At 51.2% G+C, this 19,017-nt stretch carries 19 protein-coding genes; 13 read left to right on the top strand and 6 right to left on the bottom strand.

The window, feature by feature from the left end:
• Nucleotides 1-21: 21 nt before the first annotated feature.
• The 7 genes from mrdA (at nt 22) to lipA (ending at nt 7,803) form a co-directional block, all read left to right on the top strand.
• Complete coding sequence (gene mrdA / locus RYZ59_RS10285) at nt 22-1,923, top strand: peptidoglycan DD-transpeptidase MrdA (protein WP_271449870.1); 1,902 nt, start codon at nt 22-24, stop codon at nt 1,921-1,923.
• Between the two features lie 2 nt (nt 1,924-1,925).
• Nucleotides 1,926-3,038: a peptidoglycan glycosyltransferase MrdB gene (mrdB, locus tag RYZ59_RS10280; RefSeq protein ID WP_318047884.1), complete on the top strand. Its 1,113-nt coding sequence runs from the start codon at nt 1,926-1,928 to the stop codon at nt 3,036-3,038.
• A 10-nt stretch (nt 3,039-3,048) separates the two neighbouring features.
• Entirely contained in the window at nt 3,049-4,152 is a 1,104-nt protein-coding gene (gene rlpA, locus RYZ59_RS10275; protein ID WP_318047886.1) for an endolytic peptidoglycan transglycosylase RlpA, read from the top strand.
• 142 nt (nt 4,153-4,294) lie between these two features.
• Nucleotides 4,295-5,506 carry a D-alanyl-D-alanine carboxypeptidase DacA gene (dacA, locus tag RYZ59_RS10270; RefSeq protein ID WP_137384513.1) on the top strand — a complete coding sequence of 404 codons (1,212 nt, stop codon included), beginning with the start codon at nt 4,295-4,297 and terminating at the stop codon, nt 5,504-5,506.
• A 106-nt stretch (nt 5,507-5,612) separates the two neighbouring features.
• Nucleotides 5,613-5,876: a DUF493 family protein YbeD gene (gene ybeD / locus RYZ59_RS10265; protein ID WP_000850547.1), complete on the top strand. Its 264-nt coding sequence runs from the start codon at nt 5,613-5,615 to the stop codon at nt 5,874-5,876.
• 113 nt (nt 5,877-5,989) lie between these two features.
• Nucleotides 5,990-6,631: a lipoyl(octanoyl) transferase LipB gene (lipB, locus tag RYZ59_RS10260; RefSeq protein ID WP_318047908.1), complete on the top strand. Its 642-nt coding sequence runs from the start codon at nt 5,990-5,992 to the stop codon at nt 6,629-6,631.
• A 206-nt stretch (nt 6,632-6,837) separates the two neighbouring features.
• The gene (lipA, locus tag RYZ59_RS10255) at nt 6,838-7,803 is read left to right on the top strand and encodes a lipoyl synthase (RefSeq protein ID WP_003022702.1); all 966 of its coding nucleotides are present in this window, start codon (nt 6,838-6,840) and stop codon (nt 7,801-7,803) included.
• Between the two features lie 98 nt (nt 7,804-7,901).
• Here the strand turns inward: lipA and tatE are convergent, their stop codons facing one another.
• Both tatE and RYZ59_RS10245 read right to left on the bottom strand, forming a co-directional pair.
• Nucleotides 7,902-8,105 carry a twin-arginine translocase subunit TatE gene (gene tatE, locus RYZ59_RS10250; RefSeq protein ID WP_003022699.1) on the bottom strand — a complete coding sequence of 68 codons (204 nt, stop codon included), beginning with the start codon at nt 8,103-8,105 and terminating at the stop codon, nt 7,902-7,904.
• 128 nt (nt 8,106-8,233) lie between these two features.
• Nucleotides 8,234-9,022 (bottom strand): deaminated glutathione amidase, encoded by a 789-nt coding sequence (locus RYZ59_RS10245; RefSeq protein WP_318047910.1) that lies wholly within the window; start codon nt 9,020-9,022, stop codon nt 8,234-8,236.
• Between the two features lie 90 nt (nt 9,023-9,112).
• On the opposite strand from RYZ59_RS10245, the gene crcB reads away from it, so the two are divergent.
• The gene (gene crcB, locus RYZ59_RS10240; RefSeq protein ID WP_043015566.1) at nt 9,113-9,496 is read left to right on the top strand and encodes a fluoride efflux transporter CrcB; all 384 of its coding nucleotides are present in this window, start codon (nt 9,113-9,115) and stop codon (nt 9,494-9,496) included.
• Between the two features lie 51 nt (nt 9,497-9,547).
• Here the strand turns inward: crcB and cspE are convergent, their stop codons facing one another.
• Nucleotides 9,548-9,757, bottom strand: coding sequence for a transcription antiterminator/RNA stability regulator CspE (cspE, locus tag RYZ59_RS10235; RefSeq protein WP_000034825.1), 210 nt, complete (start codon nt 9,755-9,757; stop codon nt 9,548-9,550).
• A gap of 189 nt (nt 9,758-9,946) precedes the next feature.
• Nucleotides 9,947-10,510, bottom strand: coding sequence for a lipid IV(A) palmitoyltransferase PagP (gene pagP / locus RYZ59_RS10230; RefSeq protein WP_411961650.1), 564 nt, complete (start codon nt 10,508-10,510; stop codon nt 9,947-9,949).
• Between the two features lie 457 nt (nt 10,511-10,967).
• On the opposite strand from pagP, the gene dcuC reads away from it, so the two are divergent.
• The gene (gene dcuC, locus RYZ59_RS10225) at nt 10,968-12,350 is read left to right on the top strand and encodes an anaerobic C4-dicarboxylate transporter DcuC (protein WP_318047913.1); all 1,383 of its coding nucleotides are present in this window, start codon (nt 10,968-10,970) and stop codon (nt 12,348-12,350) included.
• A 150-nt stretch (nt 12,351-12,500) separates the two neighbouring features.
• Here dcuC and dpiA read toward each other — a convergent pair whose 3' ends face one another.
• The gene (gene dpiA / locus RYZ59_RS10220; protein WP_005120841.1) at nt 12,501-13,181 is read right to left on the bottom strand and encodes a two-component response regulator DpiA; all 681 of its coding nucleotides are present in this window, start codon (nt 13,179-13,181) and stop codon (nt 12,501-12,503) included.
• Nucleotides 13,150-14,811 carry a sensor histidine kinase DpiB gene (gene dpiB, locus RYZ59_RS10215; protein ID WP_137384518.1) on the bottom strand — a complete coding sequence of 554 codons (1,662 nt, stop codon included), beginning with the start codon at nt 14,809-14,811 and terminating at the stop codon, nt 13,150-13,152. The genes dpiA and dpiB overlap by 32 nt, the downstream gene beginning before the upstream one ends.
• 389 nt (nt 14,812-15,200) lie before the next feature.
• Here dpiB and citC point away from each other — a divergent pair, with 389 nt between their 5' ends.
• Genes citC through citF form a run of 4 tightly spaced genes read left to right on the top strand, consistent with a single transcriptional unit; the run spans nt 15,201 to nt 19,017 of the window.
• On the top strand, nt 15,201-16,277 hold the full coding sequence (gene citC, locus RYZ59_RS10210; RefSeq protein WP_137384519.1) for a [citrate (pro-3S)-lyase] ligase: 1,077 nt from the start codon (nt 15,201-15,203) through the stop codon (nt 16,275-16,277).
• Nucleotides 16,274-16,570: a citrate lyase acyl carrier protein gene (gene citD, locus RYZ59_RS10205; protein WP_005120843.1), complete on the top strand. Its 297-nt coding sequence runs from the start codon at nt 16,274-16,276 to the stop codon at nt 16,568-16,570. Before citC ends, citD begins: the two co-directional genes overlap by 4 nt.
• Nucleotides 16,567-17,475, top strand: a complete 909-nt coding sequence (locus RYZ59_RS10200) for an aldolase/citrate lyase family protein (protein WP_318047916.1) — start codon at nt 16,567-16,569, stop codon at nt 17,473-17,475. The genes citD and RYZ59_RS10200 overlap by 4 nt, the downstream gene beginning before the upstream one ends.
• A 9-nt stretch (nt 17,476-17,484) precedes the next feature.
• Complete coding sequence (citF, locus tag RYZ59_RS10195) at nt 17,485-19,017, top strand: citrate lyase subunit alpha (protein ID WP_040232565.1); 1,533 nt, start codon at nt 17,485-17,487, stop codon at nt 19,015-19,017.

The raw sequence follows: 19,017 nt of genomic DNA, 5'->3' as shown, positions 1-19,017 counted from the left end.
CTTGAGTAGATTAAGCAGCGGATGAAACTACAGAATTCTTTTCGCGACTATACGGCTGAGTCCGCGCTGTTTGTGCGCCGGGCGCTGGTCGCTTTTTTGGGGATTTTGCTGCTCACTGGCGTGCTGATCGCCAATCTTTATAATCTGCAAATCGTTCGCTTTACTGATTATCAGACCCGTTCGAACGAGAACCGCATCAAACTGGTGCCTATCGCCCCCAGCCGCGGCATCATTTATGACCGCAACGGAATTCCCCTCGCCCTTAACCGTACTATTTATCAGATAGAGATGATGCCGGAGAAGGTCGACAATATTCAGGATACTCTCGACGCGCTACGCAACGTCGTGGATCTGACCGATGACGACATCGCAGCCTTTAAAAAAGAGCGAGCCCGCTCGCACCGCTTCACCTCGATCCCGGTAAAAACCAACCTGACTGAAGTTCAGGTCGCACGCTTCGCCGTGAATCAGTACCGTTTCCCCGGCGTCGAGGTCAAAGGCTATAAACGCCGCTATTATCCGTACGGCTCCGCACTGACCCACGTGATTGGCTACGTATCGAAAATCAACGACAAAGATGTTGAACGTCTTGATAAAGACGGCAAGTTGGCCAACTACGCAGCCACGCATGACATCGGCAAGCTAGGTATCGAGCGCTATTACGAAGACGTACTTCATGGCCAAACCGGTTATGAAGAGGTTGAAGTCAATAACCGTGGCCGCGTCATTCGACAGCTCAAAGAGGTCGCCCCGCAGGCCGGGCACGATATCTATCTGACGCTTGATTTAAAACTCCAGCAATACATTGAAACGCTGCTGGCGGGTAGCCGTGCCGCCGTCGTGGTCACAGACCCACGTACTGGTGGTGTCCTGGCACTGGTCTCTATGCCGAGCTACGATCCGAACCTGTTCGTGGACGGCATCTCCAGCAAAGATTATTCCGGGTTGCTCAATGACCCTAATACCCCACTGGTTAACCGCGCCACGCAAGGCGTTTACCCTCCGGCGTCCACGGTTAAACCTTATGTTGCGGTCTCTGCGTTAAGCGCAGGCGTGATTACCCGCAATACCGGGCTATTCGATCCGGGCTGGTGGCAATTACCCGGCTCAGAAAAACGTTACCGTGACTGGAAAAAATGGGGACACGGTCATCTGAACATCACCCGTTCTCTGGAAGAGTCCGCGGATACGTTTTTCTATCAAATCGCCTATGATATGGGGATTGACCGTCTTTCTGAGTGGATGAGCAAGTTTGGTTATGGCCATTATACCGGCATCGATCTCGCTGAAGAGCGCGCCGGAAACATGCCAACCCGCGAGTGGAAGCAAAAACGGTTTAAAAAGCCCTGGTACCAGGGTGATACAATCCCTGTCGGTATCGGTCAGGGCTACTGGACAGCAACACCTATCCAGATGAGTAAAGCGCTGATGATCCTCATCAACGACGGCATGGTGAAAGTCCCGCATCTGCTGATGAGCACAGCGGAAAACGGCAAGCAAGTGCCGTGGATACAGCCACATGAGCCTCCTGTCGGTGACATTCATTCTGGCTACTGGGAAATCGCCAAAGACGGTATGTACGGTGTAGCGAATCGCCCTAATGGGACTGCGCACAAGTATTTTGCTGGCGCACCCTACAAAATTGCGGCGAAATCCGGTACCGCGCAGGTATTTGGCCTGAAAGCCAATGAAACCTATAACGCACATAAGATCGCCGAACGTTTACGCGACCACAAACTGATGACTGCATTCGCGCCCTATGACAAACCTGAGGTCGCTGTCGCGATGATCCTCGAAAACGGTGGGGCCGGTCCGGCAGTAGGTACACTCATGCGCCAGATCCTTGACCACATTATGTTGGGCGACAACAACACCAATCTGCCTGCTGAAAACCCGGCGGTTGCAGCAGGTGAGGACCAATAATCGTGACGGATAATCCGAACAAAAAGACATTCTGGGACAAAAGTCATATCGATCCCACAATGTTGCTTATCTTGCTGGCTCTGCTGGTATACAGCTCGCTGGTCATCTGGAGCGCCAGCGGCCAGGATATTGGCATGATGGAACGCAAGGTCGGCCAGATCGCTATGGGGCTGGTCATCATGGTCGTGATGGCGCAAATTCCCCCCAGAGTCTATGAAGGTTGGGCGCCGTACCTCTATATCTTCTGTATCATCTTGTTGGTTGCTGTTGATGCCTTCGGCGCCATTTCCAAAGGCGCACAACGTTGGCTGGATTTAGGCATCGTGCGTTTTCAGCCCTCGGAAATTGCCAAGATAGCCGTCCCGCTGATGGTGGCGCGCTTTATCAACCGCGATGTCTGCCCACCGTCGCTGAAGAATACGGCTATCGCGCTGGTGCTCATTTTTATGCCCACGCTGCTGGTTGCCGCGCAGCCTGACCTTGGAACCTCAATCCTGGTTGCACTTTCCGGCCTGTTTGTCCTGTTCCTCTCCGGGTTGAGCTGGCGTCTCATCGGCGTTGCTGTGGTTCTGGTGGCCGCATTTATTCCAATACTGTGGTTCTTCCTGATGCATGATTACCAGCGACAACGCGTGATGATGCTTCTCGACCCGGAAACCGATCCGCTGGGCGCGGGCTATCACATTATTCAGTCTAAAATTGCTATTGGTTCAGGTGGGCTACGCGGCAAAGGCTGGTTGCATGGTACGCAGTCGCAGTTGGAGTTTTTGCCCGAACGTCATACTGACTTTATCTTTGCAGTACTGGCGGAAGAGCTGGGTCTGGTAGGGATTTTAATCCTGCTTGCCCTGTACATTTTGCTGATTATGCGCGGATTGTGGATTGCCGCCCACGCACAAACAACCTTTGGTCGCGTCATGGCCGGTGGTTTAATGTTGATATTATTCGTTTATGTCTTCGTAAATATTGGTATGGTGAGCGGTATTCTGCCTGTAGTTGGGGTTCCACTCCCACTGGTCAGTTACGGAGGCTCTGCACTGATCGTGCTGATGGCCGGGTTCGGGATTGTCATGTCGATCCACACCCATAGAAAAATGTTGTCGAAAAGCGTGTAAGGGGTACGCAATGCGTAAGCAGTGGATTGGAATCTGCATCGCAGCAGGAATGCTCGCGGCGTGTTCAAGTGATGATGGTCAGCAACAGGCTGCCGTCGCGCCGCAGCCTGCGGTGTGTAATGGTCCGATTGTTGAAATCAGCGGAGCCGATCCGCGCTTTGAACCCCTGAACCCGACGGCGAATCAGGACTATCAGCGTGACGGTAAGAGCTACAAGATAGTCCAGGACCCCTCCCGCTTTAGCCAGGCTGGACTGGCCTCCATTTACGATGCGGAGCCGGGAAGTAATTTAACCGCCTCTGGTGAAGCGTTCGACCCGATGCAGCTGACCGCTGCGCACCCAACGCTGCCTATTCCAAGCTATGCCAGAATTACTAACCTGGCAAATGGTCGAATGATCGTCGTACGCATTAACGATCGTGGCCCCTATGGCAACGATCGCGTCGTTTCGCTGTCGCGAGCAGCAGCCGATCGTCTGAATACCTCTAACAACACGAAAGTGCGTATCGATCCTATCATTGTCGCACAGGATGGCTCTCTGTCCGGCCCAGGTATGGCCTGTACGACAGTGGCCAAACAAACCTATGCCCTGCCCTCACGCCCTGACTTAAGCAGTGGCGGCAGCATGCCTGCTACACCGGATGCGGGTCAGCCGCAGGGTGATATCCGCCCGATCAGCAATTCCACGCTGAAAAGCGATGACCCTACCGGAGCACCAGTAAACAGCGGTGGTTTCCTCGGCGCACCGACCACGCTCGCTTCCGGCGTGCTTGAAGGTAGCGAACCGACGCCAGCACCACAACCGGCCGCCCCTGTGGCTGCGCCTGCCACCACACCGACAGTCGCAGCAGCACCCGCCGCCGCCGTTGCCACTCCGGCAACCGCAGCCAACGGTCGTTATGTCGTTCAGGTTGGTGCGGTAAGCGAGCAGGCGCGCGCGCAGCAGTATCAAAAGCGTTTAAGTCAGCAGTTTGGCGTTCCGGGCCGGGTTGTGCAAAACGGTGCCGTTTGGCGTATTCAGATGGGGCCATTCGCCAGCAAGGCTGAAGCCTCCACACTGCAACAGCGTCTGCAATCCGAGGCGCAATTACAGTCCTTCATCACCGGCGTGTAATAACGCAAACCAGGCATCTGAGTTGTCAATTTCTGTAAACGACATTAACAAAGTCACGCGGAAAGTCAGATGCCTGTGAGTTATGCATTTGCTATAGTAGGGCACTTTTTTTAATTTCACCACGGACGTCGTAGTTCAGACCATGAAGACCACTTTTTCCGCTCGTTTCGTGCAGCGCATGGCGCTCACCGCGGCTCTCTGCGCAGCCTCTCTTTCTGCTGCCCATGCAGATGACCTGAATATTAAAACCATGATCCCGGGTGTTCCGCAGATCGATGCGGAGTCGTATATCCTGATTGACTACAATTCAGGCAAAGTTCTGGCAGAACAGAATGCGGACTCTCGCCGCGATCCCGCCAGCCTGACTAAAATGATGACCAGCTACGTCATCGGGCAGGCAATGAAAGCCGGGAAATTCAAAGAAACCGATTTGGTCACCGTCGGCAACGACGCCTGGGCTACGGGCAACCCTGTCTTTAAAGGTTCATCCCTGATGTTCCTCAAGCCGGGCATGCAGGTTCCGGTATCGCAGCTAATCCGTGGTATCAACCTGCAATCCGGTAACGATGCTTGCGTGGCAATGGCAGACTTTTCTGCCGGAAGTCAGGACGCTTTCGTCGGCCTGATGAACAGCTATGTTAATGCGCTGGGGCTGAAAAACACCCACTTCCAGACCGTACATGGCCTGGATGCAGAAGGCCAGTACAGCTCAGCTCGCGATATGGCGCTGATTGGTCAGGCGCTGATCCGCGATGTACCCAACGAGTACTCTATCTATAAAGAAAAAGAGTTCACCTTTAACGGTATCCGCCAGCTCAACCGTAACGGTCTGCTGTGGGATAACAGCCTGAATGTTGACGGTATCAAAACCGGCCATACTGACAAAGCGGGTTATAACCTTGTGGCCTCCGCGACCGAAGGTCAGATGCGTCTGATCTCTGCCGTGATGGGCGGTCGCACCTATAAAGGTCGTGAAACCGAAAGTAAAAAGCTGCTGACCTGGGGCTTCCGTTTCTTTGAAACCGTGAATCCGCTGAAAGTCGGCAAAGAGTTTGCCTCAGAGCCCGCCTGGTTTGGTAATACCGATCGTGCGTCGTTAGGTGTCGATAAAGATGTCTACCTGACGATTCCACGCGGCCGCATGAAAGATCTGAAAGCCAGCTATGTTCTGAACACCACGGAACTGCATGCACCGCTGCAGAAAAACCAGGTTGTCGGCACCATCAACTTCCAGCTTGATGGCAAAACCATTGAGCAGCGTCCGCTGGTGGTTCTGCAGGAAATCCCGGAAGGCAACTTCTTTGGTAAAATCATTGATTACATTAAATTAATGTTCCATCACTGGTTTGGCTAAAAATCGAACACTTGAAAGTGTGATTTACGTCCCCATATACTAAGTATCCAGATAACTCCCACGCTCTGTGGGAGTTATTATTTTTTGATGTAACGCCGGAGCTGACATGAAAACCAAACTTAACGAACTGCTTGAATTCCCTACTCCATTTACTTACAAAGTAATGGGGCAGGCGTTGCCTGAGCTGGTTGATCAGGTGGTTGAAGTGGTACAGCGCCATGCGCCAGGTGATTACTCCCCAACGGTAAAACCGAGCAGCAAAGGCAATTACCACTCGGTCTCTATCACTATTAATGCGACACACATTGAGCAGGTTGAAACACTGTACGAAGAATTAGGTAATATCGATATCGTACGTATGGTGCTGTAAAAACCTGTCGGTTACCCGCTGCATCCCCGCTCGGGTAACCCCACCCTCCTGTGGTATACTTTTCCCCTCTTTAACATTCTCTACTCTGTGTGAGTATCTACGGAGATGCCGTTTTGTATCAGGATAAAATTCTGGTCCGCCAGCTCGGTCTTCAGCCCTACGAGCCAGTCTCTCTGGCCATGCACGAATTCACCGATACCCGTGATGAAAACAGTCATGATGAAATCTGGCTGGTAGAGCATTATCCTGTCTTTACCCAGGGTCAGGCCGGTAAAGCAGAGCACGTACTGATGCCCGGTGATATTCCCGTTATCCAGAGCGATCGGGGCGGTCAGGTGACATACCACGGACCCGGTCAGCAGGTTATGTATGTTCTGTTGAACCTCAAACGCCGCAAACTGGGCGTGCGTGAACTGGTAACATTGCTGGAACAAACCGTGGTGAATACGCTTGCGGAGATAGGTATTGATGCCCATCCGCGTGCTGATGCGCCGGGGGTCTATGTCGGCGAAAAGAAAATCTGCTCGTTAGGGTTACGTATCCGGAGAGGCTGCTCGTTTCACGGCTTAGCGCTCAACGTAGATATGGACCTGTCACCTTTCCTGCGCATCAACCCCTGTGGCTATGCCGGAATGGAAATGGCAAAAGTCTCGCAGTGGGACAGTACGGCAACAACCGAGAGCGTGCGTCCTCGTCTGCTGGCTAACATTTTAGCGCTGTTAGGCAATCCCCCCTACGAGTACATCGCAGACTGAAAAACAGGTTATCGTTTGCCGCAGCATATGTTGTGGCAAATGGCACAAAACAACAACTATTTTACATTTTGCCAGCCTGTCAGGCTGCTTTCTGGCCCGTTTCAATGATATACTGCGTATCACTAATTCAAAAATAGTTGATAAATGCAACATTCCCTTGAATTGAAACGCTTTCCTTCGTAATTCGCAACTGGAACACGCAAGCTATGAGTAAACCCATTGTGATGGAACGCGGTGTTAAATACCGCGATGCCGATAAGATGGCTCTTATCCCGGTAAAAAATGTAGCAACAGAGCGCGAAGCCCTGCTGCGTAAACCGGAATGGATGAAAATAAAACTGCCAGCGGACTCCACTCGCATCCAGGGTATCAAAGCAGCGATGCGCAAAAATGGCCTGCACTCTGTCTGCGAAGAAGCGTCCTGCCCTAACCTGGCTGAATGTTTCAATCACGGCACTGCAACCTTTATGATCCTCGGCGCAATCTGTACCCGCCGTTGCCCATTCTGCGACGTTGCCCATGGCCGTCCGGTTGCTCCTGATGCTAACGAGCCGTTAAAACTGGCTCAGACGATTGCGGACATGGCGCTGCGCTATGTGGTCATTACCTCCGTTGACCGCGACGATCTGCGTGACGGCGGCGCTCAGCACTTTGCTGACTGCATCACCGCTATTCGTGAGAAAAGCCCGTCGATTAAAATCGAAACGCTGGTGCCTGACTTCCGTGGTCGTATGGATCGCGCGTTGGATATCCTCACTGCCACGCCGCCGGACGTGTTTAACCACAACCTCGAAAACGTACCGCGTATTTATCGCAATGTACGCCCTGGGGCTGACTACAACTGGTCACTGAAGCTTCTGGAACGTTTCAAGGAAGCGCACCCGGAGATTCCGACCAAATCTGGTCTGATGGTCGGTCTGGGTGAAACCAATGCGGAAATCATTGAGGTCATGCGTGACCTGCGCAGCCATGGTGTCACCATGCTGACGCTGGGGCAGTATTTACAGCCAAGCCGCCATCACCTGCCGGTTCAACGCTATGTAAGCCCGGATGAGTTCGATGAGATGAAAGCCGAAGCTATGGCAATGGGCTTTACCCATGCAGCCTGCGGTCCATTCGTTCGCTCTTCATACCATGCTGACATGCAGGCCAAAGGTCTGGAAGTGAAGTAATCGTGTAATACTCACTTACATATCAGCAATAAAAAAACCGGCAAATTGCCGGTTTTTTTTCATGCAGAGTATGCAGTATGAGCATCATGCTCCTGATATTACTCTTTATGAGAAAGCTTCTCAGCCTGAACGCTACCATCAGCATCTTTCTTAGCATCGGCATTATCATCGTTCATTGCTTTCTTGAAGCCCTTGATTGCCGTTCCCAGGTCTCCACCCAGTGTACGTAACTTCTTGGTACCAAACAGCAGAACGACCAGTGCGGCAACCACCAGCAGTTTGGTAATACTAATCTCACCCATAGATACCTTCTTAACTTAAACCAGGCTGCATAAAGCGCCATATTAACCTGAGAATATTAACGGCCTTTCGACGCGCGCACACAATAGCAATCTGTAACAAGGTGAATCAAGCCTTGTTTAAAAAAACGTCATAATAATTGCGGTGGCGCAAAGCGGCGGTTACGTAACACAGGAAGTTGCGCCCTGACCTGCCTCACCCGCTCAGCAGAAACCTCCGTCATTATCAGCTCGGGTGTTTCCGCCGCAGCGGCAATCGTCACGCCAAACGGATCGATAACCCGGCTCTGACCGATATTCTTGTTACCACACTCCCCCGCAGCAATCACATAACAGGTTGCATCCAGGGCCCTTGCCGCCAGCAGCGTTGTCCAATGATGCTCTTTTAGCGAACCACGAACCCAGGCAGCCGGCAAGACCAGGATTTCAGCCCCCTGTAACGCGAGCGCCAATGCCAGCTCAGGAAAGCGCAGATCATAGCAGGTCATTAACCCTACCTTTAATCCGTCTACGTCCAGCAATGGCGCTATGGCGTCCCCTGCATCGACATTCCGCGACTCCTGAATCGAAAAGGCATCATAGAGATGTAATTTTGCGTAGTGGGCAACAACCCGGCCTCCCCGTAGCGCAATCAGCATGTTCAACGCCCGGCCAGGTACAGAGGGAACATGAATCGTCAGGATCGTCGTCATCTCGTTTTGCGCGCTCTCTCGCTGTAGCCGCGTCAGAAAACCGCCCTCCAGTAGCTGAGCTGACTTCACCGATAGATCGGGGTCGAGATCGTCACGGGCCAACAGCGCTTCCGGCAATACCAACAGCGATGCTCCCTCTCCTGCGGCCTGAGACATCAACTGGACACACGTTTCCGCATTTTTTTCCCACGAGGGACCCACGGCAAATTGCCCTGCTGCAACAAACATATTCCCTCCAGAAAAATCGGTTAAGCTCGCCAACAACAATTATTCAGCGTTACACTCACGCTATATACAATCAAATAGCAGGATTACGCAGTGTTACAACTCCTTTTAGCAGTTTTTATCGGTGGCGGTACAGGAAGCGTAGCAAGATGGATGTTAAGCATGCGGTTCAATCCGCTGCATCAGGCCATCCCATTCGGTACGCTGGCAGCAAATCTGATTGGCGCGTTTATTATTGGCATGGGGCTGGCGTGGTTTAACCGCATGACAAACATTGATCCAATGTGGAAAGTGCTCATCACCACCGGTTTCTGTGGGGGATTGACGACGTTTTCAACCTTCTCGGCAGAAGTGGTGTTTTTGCTGCAGGAAGGACGCTTTGGTTGGGCAATGGTAAATGTGCTGGTTAACCTGTTGGGGTCATTTGCGATGACGGCTCTGGCATTCTGGCTGGTTTCTGCCTCTCCTGCACACTAGGCGAAAAAAAACCCGCAATTAAGCGGGTTTTGAATTCTTGCTGTCGTATGCTTACAGAGCGATTACGTTTGCAGCAGAAGGGCCTTTGGCACCGTTAGTGATTTCGAACTCTACACGCTGACCTTCAGCCAGAGTTTTAAAACCATTGGTCTGGATTGCAGAGAAGTGTACGAACACGTCTTTGCTGCCATCTTCCGGAGTAATGAAACCGAATCCTTTGGACTCATTAAACCACTTAACGTTACCTTTAATCTTAGACATCAAAATTACCTTTACATGAAAAATAGACACAAATGCTGTGTCGGGTATCAGTACAACAATTGTGGTGCACTTTGTCCAGTCGAACTTTGTCAAAAAGTGATAAATGTCGCGTTATTTTTCAGTCAAACAACATATCCATCTGTTTTTAAACAAGTTTATAATAATCCACCTGACAATACAGGTAGTCTGTCAAAACTGGAAACGCATCCAGGCAAAGTAGACATTTCCGTTGTTATACGTACCCGGAATGTAGGTCATCTGGAACGTTGCCGGGCCATAGCCGATCGAGGCCAACGGCAGGATCAATGGCACGGGAATATAGTTCCAGTTATCGCGCGCGGTGAAACCGGCTGTATAGCCCAGCCCAAGGCGGAAATTATCATCGGCCAGCGGTCGCCAGGTTTTTTCCCAGCCATAGCCGCCAATCGGTTCCCATTTATTGTAGGAATCCTTAAAGGCCATTATATAAAGCCCGTGCCAGTTACCTTTATCATCCCAACGGGATTGACCAAATCCTGCCCCCCAGGGACGTTCGTTGTAGCGATCGGTTTTCTCTTTATCGTAGGCAAAACGCGCATGCCAGGTAATGGCCGGCACATACAGATCATAATGTTCGGGCTGCTGCCAGGTTTCACTGACATTATCTTTAAAGGTATCAAACCACCCTTTATCCTCAGCAAAACCCTGGGGAATAAAGGCTAACTGAATAAAAAGAAATGAAAAAATGAGAAAATAACGTTTAGCGACAATCACGACTTAATTACCATCCTGGGAGTTAGTATTAATTGTAGCAAACAAAACCTTAATGTTAGCTTAACAAAGAGGCGCTAATAAAAAATCAGAATATTCTCCACTTATAAATTCCAGATTATTATCATTATATTTATTATGGTTTTTATATATGACACGCGTTCTTATTTCTATTATCCGGCTTCTTTTACGCAAAACACCAAAATAAATCACAATTAATTAACATTAATGCATCATTACAAAGCAAAACAACACATAAAACCAGAGTGGTTCACAGTTTTTGATTGCGGTACGCCCTTCTCGTCCGCTATGTTGAAAAAACGCCTGCGCCATCGGTTGAATCCGTATTTTTATTGATTTTAATCAGCAAGGAGCCAGTGTTTATTAGGCACATTCTCACACCGCTTTATGCTTTTTTTAGTTTTTTTACTTTCTGGGCGTCAATATGACAGGGGAAACAATGTTGACATTTATAGAACTCCTTATTGGAGTCGTTGTTATTGTGGGTGTAGCTCGCTACATCATTAAAGGTTATTCCGCGACCGGTGTATTGTTTGTCGGGGGTCTGGTTTTATTGATTATCAGCGCCCTGATGGGACATAAAGTTCTGCCCGGCAGTGCCGAAAGTACTGGTTACACTGCGACAGATATTGTTGAATATATTAAAATTTTGCTGATGAGCCGCGGCGGCGACCTCGGCATGATGATTATGATGCTGTGTGGTTTTGCCGCCTACATGACGCATATCGGCGCGAACGATATGGTCGTTAAGCTGGCCTCCAAACCCCTGCAATATATCAACTCGCCTTACATGCTCATGATTGCCGCCTATTTTGTTGCCTGCCTGATGTCACTGGCCGTCTCTTCGGCAACCGGGCTGGGCGTGCTGTTGATGGCGACACTCTTTCCGGTCATGGTTAACGTTGGGATCAGTCGTGGTGCTGCGGCGGCCATTTGCGCCTCCCCTGCCGCCATCATTCTTTCTCCCACTTCCGGGGATGTCGTTCTGGCTGCAAAAGCAGCGGAAATGCCACTGATCGACTTCGCGTTTAAAACCACGCTGCCGATTTCTATTGCTGCCATTATTGGTATGGCGATTGCCCATTACTTCTGGCAGCGCTATCTGGATAAAAAAGAGAACATCTCTCACGAAATGTTAGATGTGACAGAAATCACCACCACAGCCCCTTCGTTTTACGCCATTCTGCCGTTTACCCCGATCGTCGGCGTACTGATTTTTGATGGTAAATGGGGCCCGCAACTGCACATCATCACGATTCTGGTGCTGTGCATGCTTATTGCCGCAGTGCTGGAGTTTGTCCGCGGGTTCAATACCCAGAAGGTTTTCTCAGGTCTGGAAGTGGCCTACCGCGGCATGGCAGATGCCTTTGCTAACGTCGTCATGTTGTTGGTTGCAGCCGGTGTATTTGCTCAGGGTCTGAGCACCATTGGCTTTATTCAGAGTCTGATCTCTATCGCCACCTCATTTGGTTCTGCGAGCATTATTCTGATGCTGGTGCTGGTGATTCTGACCATGCTGGCCGCAATGACCACGGGCTCCGGTAACGCGCCTTTCTACGCCTTCGTTGAGATGATCCCAAAACTGGCGCACTCTTCCGGTATCAACCCTGCCTACCTTTCGATCCCAATGCTGCAGGCGTCAAACCTCGGACGCACAATCTCCCCGGTATCCGGTGTGGTTGTGGCTGTCGCAGGGATGGCGAAGATTTCACCGTTTGAAGTCGTAAAACGGACGTCTGTTCCGGTGATGGTCGGACTGCTGATTGTGATTATCGCCACGGAAGTGATGGTACCGGCAACGTCTGCCCTGATTGGCGGTTAACGATACCTGTCAATACCTGACCTTAATACACAAAATCATTTATGCTGCATCGCGGCGGCAAGTGAAGACATCCCCAGGAGCATAGATAACTATGTGACTGGGGGTTTCTGCACGCAGCCAACAAAGAGGCAGCTTAAAGGATGACGTGTATTAGCCGCCGTGGTAAATACGCTGCGGTCTACCTACCTTCCCGTGAATAATCTCCGCAATGATCAAATGGCGGCTGGCACAGTACTCCAGGTAGCGTCTGGATGTTGTACGGCTGATGGTTAGCGCCTGAGCGATCGTTTCCGCGGTATGATGTACCGTCGGGTCAGCAAACAACTTCAGCACCGCATTCAGCGTTAGCGCGTCGATCCCGGTCGGCAAATCCCCTTTCGGCTCACCGCGCGCATAGGCATTAAACATTTCATCGATCTGTTTTTGGCTGGCACTGTCATTACCGGCCAGCATTCTTCTGCGTTGCTGATATCGGGTAAGCGTCTGCCCCAGTCGCTCATAGGCTATGGGTTTAACCAGATAATCAAACGCCCCGCTGCGTACAGCTTCTGAGACCGTATCCATATCACTGGCTGCCGTGGTAAACACCACGCCGCCAGGGTAGCGTGCCTGAGTCAGCTCGTGTAATAGCGTTATGCCCTTGCCATCCGGCAAGTAGTTATCAAGAAGAATCAAACCGGGCTTAAAACGCTCAATCATCATTCTTGCCTGCGCAAGATTACCCGCCAGCCATATCTGGCTGAAACCGGGTATATGGCGGATATATTCAGCATGCATTTCCGCCAGTAGCGTTTCATCCTCAACGATCAACAGCGTTAATGGTTCCGTCATTGTTTTTTTTCACTTTCGGAAGAAATAAAGAAAATAAGGTACCGCAGGGGGAGTTATCTTCGAGCGTAATAACCCCATTACAGCGCCTCACATAACTTGCAATCAGATACAAACCGATGCCATGTTCGCCTGGTTCATCGGTACGAGTGCTCACACCCTGTTCAAATATTTTTTCGCGCAATGCTTCCGGTACGCCACAACCTTGATCGGCGACTTCGATGATCACCTCATCGCCCTCATCGCTCAGATAGAGTTCAACGACCTTGTTACCCTGCTGGGTACGCAAACTGGCTTCAAACGCATTATCAAGCAGATTGCCAACAATTGCTGCAAACTCTGTGCTATCCAACCCCTCAGGAAGTTTATGCAGTTGACTGCCAGGCACAATGGTCATTGTGAGACCCAGTTCCCGCGCACGCTGTACCTTGCCAAACAGCAGGCCTGCAACCTGACGATCGGCGAAAGCGCCGCGCAGACTATCAATGAGTTGCTGCTGCGCCTGCGACTCTCCCTGAACCATGGCCAGCACCCGGTCATACTCTTTCATTTGTAGCAGACCATTGATGGTGGACATCCAGTTCAGGTGTTCATGACGTAGTGTTCTCAGGCTTTCTACATACTGTTTGATTTGTGTTAGCTGGGCATTCAGGGTCGCAATTTCATCTTTGCTACGAAAGCTGATGATAGCCCCGAGCAGTTCATCGCCTGAGCGGATAGCCTCGCGGTTGGCAATCACACTCAACCCATTAAAGTTAACCATCGCATCCTGGCGCTTTTCCGCAATCTGCTGGGTAAAAAAGTCTGCTGGCTGAACGACGTCCGCAATCGGCTTACCTAACCACTTACGTCCAGGCGACGAGAGCCCCAGCATTTTTCTCGCACTGCGGTTTATCGCCGTAATGCACCCGTCAGGATCAACAGCAATTAAGCCTTCGTACACTGAGCTAAACAGCGCCTCCTGCTGACGTACCACCCGTGCGATTTGTTTGGGCTCCATACCCAACATCTGGCGTCGAATATGGGCGGCAAAAAACCAGGAAAGTAACATAAGCACCAGCAACAACAGAATGAACACCCCTGCCATCGGAAGTAAGAAATCCGAGCGCCAGCTGTCGATTTTACTGATCAGGTAGCCAATTGAGACAACACCGATGATTTTACCATCATCATCAAAGATAGGGGTTTTGGCGCGCATCGCCATCCCGATAGACCCTTTACCTGTAATGAAGTAGCTTTCCCCTTTCTCCAGTGCGCCGGGCTTGGTGAACTGCATGGGGTAGCCAATTTTATCCGGATTAGGGTGATAAAGACGGATCGAGTGGGTATCACCGATAACCACATAGTCAAAGTCAGTCCCGCTCTGCAACTTATCCGCTATCGTTGCCAGACGCTCGTAATCACGGTGCTTTACGGCAGCAATAATGCTGTCGTTCGAGGCGATAATTTTCGCCTGATTCATTGCCATATCGCGGACATGCGTTGCCAGATAATCTTCAAAGCTGGCGGTAAAGTATTGTGCTAACGCCGCGATGATAAAAACAGAAACGACCAGAATGAGGAGAAAGATACGCAACGGAAACGCCAGGCTGCGAAAAAAAGGAAACCGTGTTTTATTTTTCTTTTCCGACATGTTTTTTCCTCACCGACGTTAACCGAAACTTATTTTTCGTTGTATTTGTAATAAAAATGTTTTATTTACAAGTCACGGCCTAAAATAGGATCGTTACAGATTCCCCACCTTAAATCAATTAAACAAATAAAAACCACACGCTATTTCCGGGTTAAATTAATTAAAAAACTTAAAACCATAAAACACATTAAAACCATCTAACTTATTGTGAAATAAATCAAAATTTACCTCCAAAATACTCCTTACGATGTATGCAGCAGGGAAAAAAAGAAATACTCCGTAATAAAAAAACATTCCCTTCAATTGCAAACAAAACGTTATCAGGTTGCTAAACAGAGCAACAAAAACAGAAACCCAGTAACAAATATACCATCGGGGCTCTATTTACTATGTTCGGTAATAATATATTCACGCAAGTTAAACGCTCAGAAAATAAAAAGATGGCGGTTATCGCTCAATTTCTGAAAGAGAACGATTTGAGCGTTGATACTACCGTCGAAGTATTTATCACCGTCACCCGTAACGACCGCCTGATCGCTTGTGGCGGTATCGCCGGCAATATCATTAAATGCGTCGCGATCTGTGAATCCGTGCGCGGTGAAGGCTTAGCGCTGACGCTGGCGACTGAGTTAATCAACCTCGCCTACGAGCGGCATTGCACCCATCTCTTCATCTATACCAAAACCGAGTATGAGTCACTGTTTAAGCAGTGCGGTTTTTCGACGCTGACCAGCGTGCCCGGCATTATGGTGTTGATGGAAAACAGCACCACTCGCCTCAAACGTTACGCGGAATCACTGGCGAAACAGCGCCGTGAAGGGAAAAAAATTGGCTGTATCGTGATGAACGCCAACCCCTTCACCAACGGGCACCGTTTTCTGATCCAACAAGCCGCCGCACAGTGCGACTGGCTGCATCTGTTTTTGGTGAAAGAAGATACCTCGCGTTTCCCGTATGAAGACCGACTGGACCTGGTACTCAAAGGGACTAAAGATATTCCACGTTTAACCGTACACCGCGGTTCGGAATACATCATCTCTCGCGCCACGTTCCCGTGCTACTTCATTAAAGAGCAGAGCGTTATTAACCACTGCTACACCGAAATAGACCTGAAAATTTTCCGTCAGTACCTGGCCCCGGCACTCGGCGTTACGCACCGTTTCGTCGGTACTGAGCCGTATTGCACCGTCACCTCCCAGTACAACAACGATATGCGCTACTGGCTGGAGACCCCAACACTTCCCGCCCCGCCGATTGAACTGGTGGAAATTGAGCGGCTGTGTTTCCAGGAGATGCCGATTTCCGCCTCCTGGGTACGCAAGCTGCTGGTTAAAAAAGATCTCACGGCTATCGCATCCCTGGTACCCGAAGCCACGCTGCACTACTTGCAAAGCATGGTTGAGCGAACCTCATCGGCTGCGACAGTCCGCCAAAATACCCCCGCATTAGCAACAGGTGAAAAATGAAAATAAACCAGGCAGCCGTCGCAGGCACTCTCGAGTCCGGTGATGTGATGATCCGCATCGCCCCGCTCGATACGCAGGATATTGACCTGCAGGTTAACAGTAGCGTCGAAAAGCAGTTCGGTGATGCCATCAGGGCCACCATTCTGGACGTTCTGTCCCGCTATAACGTCCGCGGCGTGCAATTAAATGTTGATGATAAAGGCGCACTGGACTGCATTTTACGTGCGCGACTGGAAGCATTACTGGCCCGCGCCAGCGGCATTCCGGCACTGCCATGGGAGGATTGCCAATGATTTCCGATTCTTTACAACAACGTAAATCCCGCACGCGCCGCAGCATGTTGTTCGTACCAGGCGCTAACGCCGCGATGGTCAGCAACTCATTCATCTACCCGGCAGATGCGCTGATGTTCGACCTGGAAGACTCCGTCGCACTGCGTGAGAAAGACACTGCGCGCCGCATGGTGTATCACGCGCTGCAGCATCCGCTGTATCACGACGTTGAAACTATCGTGCGCGTGAACGCCCTCGACTCCGAATGGGGCATCAATGACCTCGAAGCCGTCGTACGCGGTGGCGCTGACATCGTGCGTTTACCCAAAACGGATACCGCCCAGGATGTCATCGACATCGAAAGCGAAATCCTGCGCATTGAAAACGCCTGTGGTCGTGAACCCGGCAGCACCGGTTTGTTGGCCGCTATCGAATCACCATTAGGTATTACCCGCGCAGTAGAAATTGCCCACGCTTCCGAGCGTCTGATCGGTATTGCACTCGGCGCAGAAGACTACGTACGTAACCTGCGTACTGAACGCTCCCCGGAAGGCACCGAACTGCTGTTTGCACGGTGCTCAATTCTGCAGGCTGCGCGTTCTGCCGGCATTCAGGCGTTCGATACCGTCTATTCCGATGCCAATAACGAAGCAGGTTTCCTGCACGAAGCCGCACACATCAAGCAACTGGGTTTTGATGGTAAGTCGCTCATCAACCCGCGTCAGATTGAACTCCTGCATAACCTGTATGCCCCGACGCGCAAAGAGCTGGCTCACGCACGTCTGGTGGTAGAAGCCGCTGAAGCCGCCGCCCGTGAAGGCCGTGGCGTAGTTTCCCTGAACGGCAAGATGGTCGACAGCCCGGTTATCGAGCGCGCCCTTCTGGTTATCTCCCGTGCAGAACTTTCCGGCATTCGCGAAGAATAAGGCAAAAAAATGACGCAGAAAATCGAACAGTCTCAACGACAGGATCGCGTGGCGACCTGGAGCCGTCATGCAGAAAGCGAGCTTTCCGCTTATCAGAGCACCGCAAAAGTTGAATTGCAGGCGCAAAAACCGCGCAACAAAAAGCTGTGCGCTAACCTGGAAGAGGCCATTCGCCGTTCAGGTTTACAGGATGGCATGACCATCTCCTTCCACCACGCTTTCCGTGGTGGCGATCTGACGATCAACCTGGTGATGGATACCATCGCTGCAATGGGCTTTAAAAACCTGACGCTGGCTTCCAGCTCCCTGAGCGACTGCCATGCGCCGCTGGTTGAACACATTCGTCAGGGTGTCGTCAGCCGTATTTATACTTCTGGTCTGCGTGGCCCGCTGGCAGAAGAGATCTCTCGCGGTCTGCTGGCTGAACCTGTTCAGGTCCACTCTCACGGTGGTCGTGTACATCTGGTACAAAGCGGCGAACTCAACATTGATGTCGCCTTCCTCGGCGTGCCATCCTGTGACCCGTTTGGTAACGCCAACGGTTACACAGGTAAAGCCTGCTGTGGCTCCCTGGGCTACGCTCGTGTCGATGCTGAAAACGCCAAACAGGTTGTCCTGCTGACCGAACAGCTGCTGACCTACCCGCATAATCCAGCCAGCATTACCCAGGATCAGGTGGATCTGATTGTACAAATCGACCAGGTCGGTGATGCTGACAAAATTGGTGCTGATGCCACTCGCATGACCACCAACCCGCGCGAATTGCTGATCGCCCGCAGCGCAGCAGACGTTATTGCTAACTCCGGCTACTTCAAAGAAGGTTTTTCATTGCAGACAGGGACCGGCGGCGCGTCTCTGGCCGTTACCCGTTTCCTGGAAGACAAAATGCGCAGCCGCGACATCCGTGCTGACTTTGCGCTGGGCGGCATCACTGCCACCATCGTTGACCTGCATGAGAAAGGCTTAATCCGCAAACTGCTGGATGTACAGAGCTTCGACCGTAATGCGGCAGAATCTCTGGCACGCAATCCAAATCACATTGAAATCAGTGCTAACCAGTATGCCAACTGGGGCTCAAAAGGCGCCTCTGTTGATCGTCTGGATGTCGTGGTACTGAGCGCGCTTGAAGTAGATACCAACTTCAACGTTAACGTACTGACCGGTTCTGACGGCGTACTGCGCGGCGCATCCGGTGGCCACTGTGATACTGCGGTTGCTGCAGCGCTTTCCATCATCGTCGCACCGCTGGTTCGCGGACGCATCCCGACGCTGGTTGATAACGTCCTGACCTGCGTAACCCCAGGTTCCAGCGTTGATATCCTGGTCACTGACCACGGTATCGCCGTCAACCCTGCACGCCCTGAGCTGGCAGAACGTCTGCAAGAAGCGGGCATGAAAGTCGTGTCCATTGAATGGTTGCGCGAACGCGCACAGCAACTTACCGGCCAGCCACGCGCAATCGAATTCACCGACCGCGTGATTGCCGTTGTGCGTTATCGCGATGGCTCAGTGATTGACGTTGTGCATCAGGTGAAGGAATAA

Source organism: Citrobacter sp. HN-141, assembly GCF_033341895.1.
Lineage (GTDB): Bacteria > Pseudomonadota > Gammaproteobacteria > Enterobacterales > Enterobacteriaceae > Citrobacter.
This window is presented reverse-complemented; position numbering and strand designations above follow the sequence as displayed.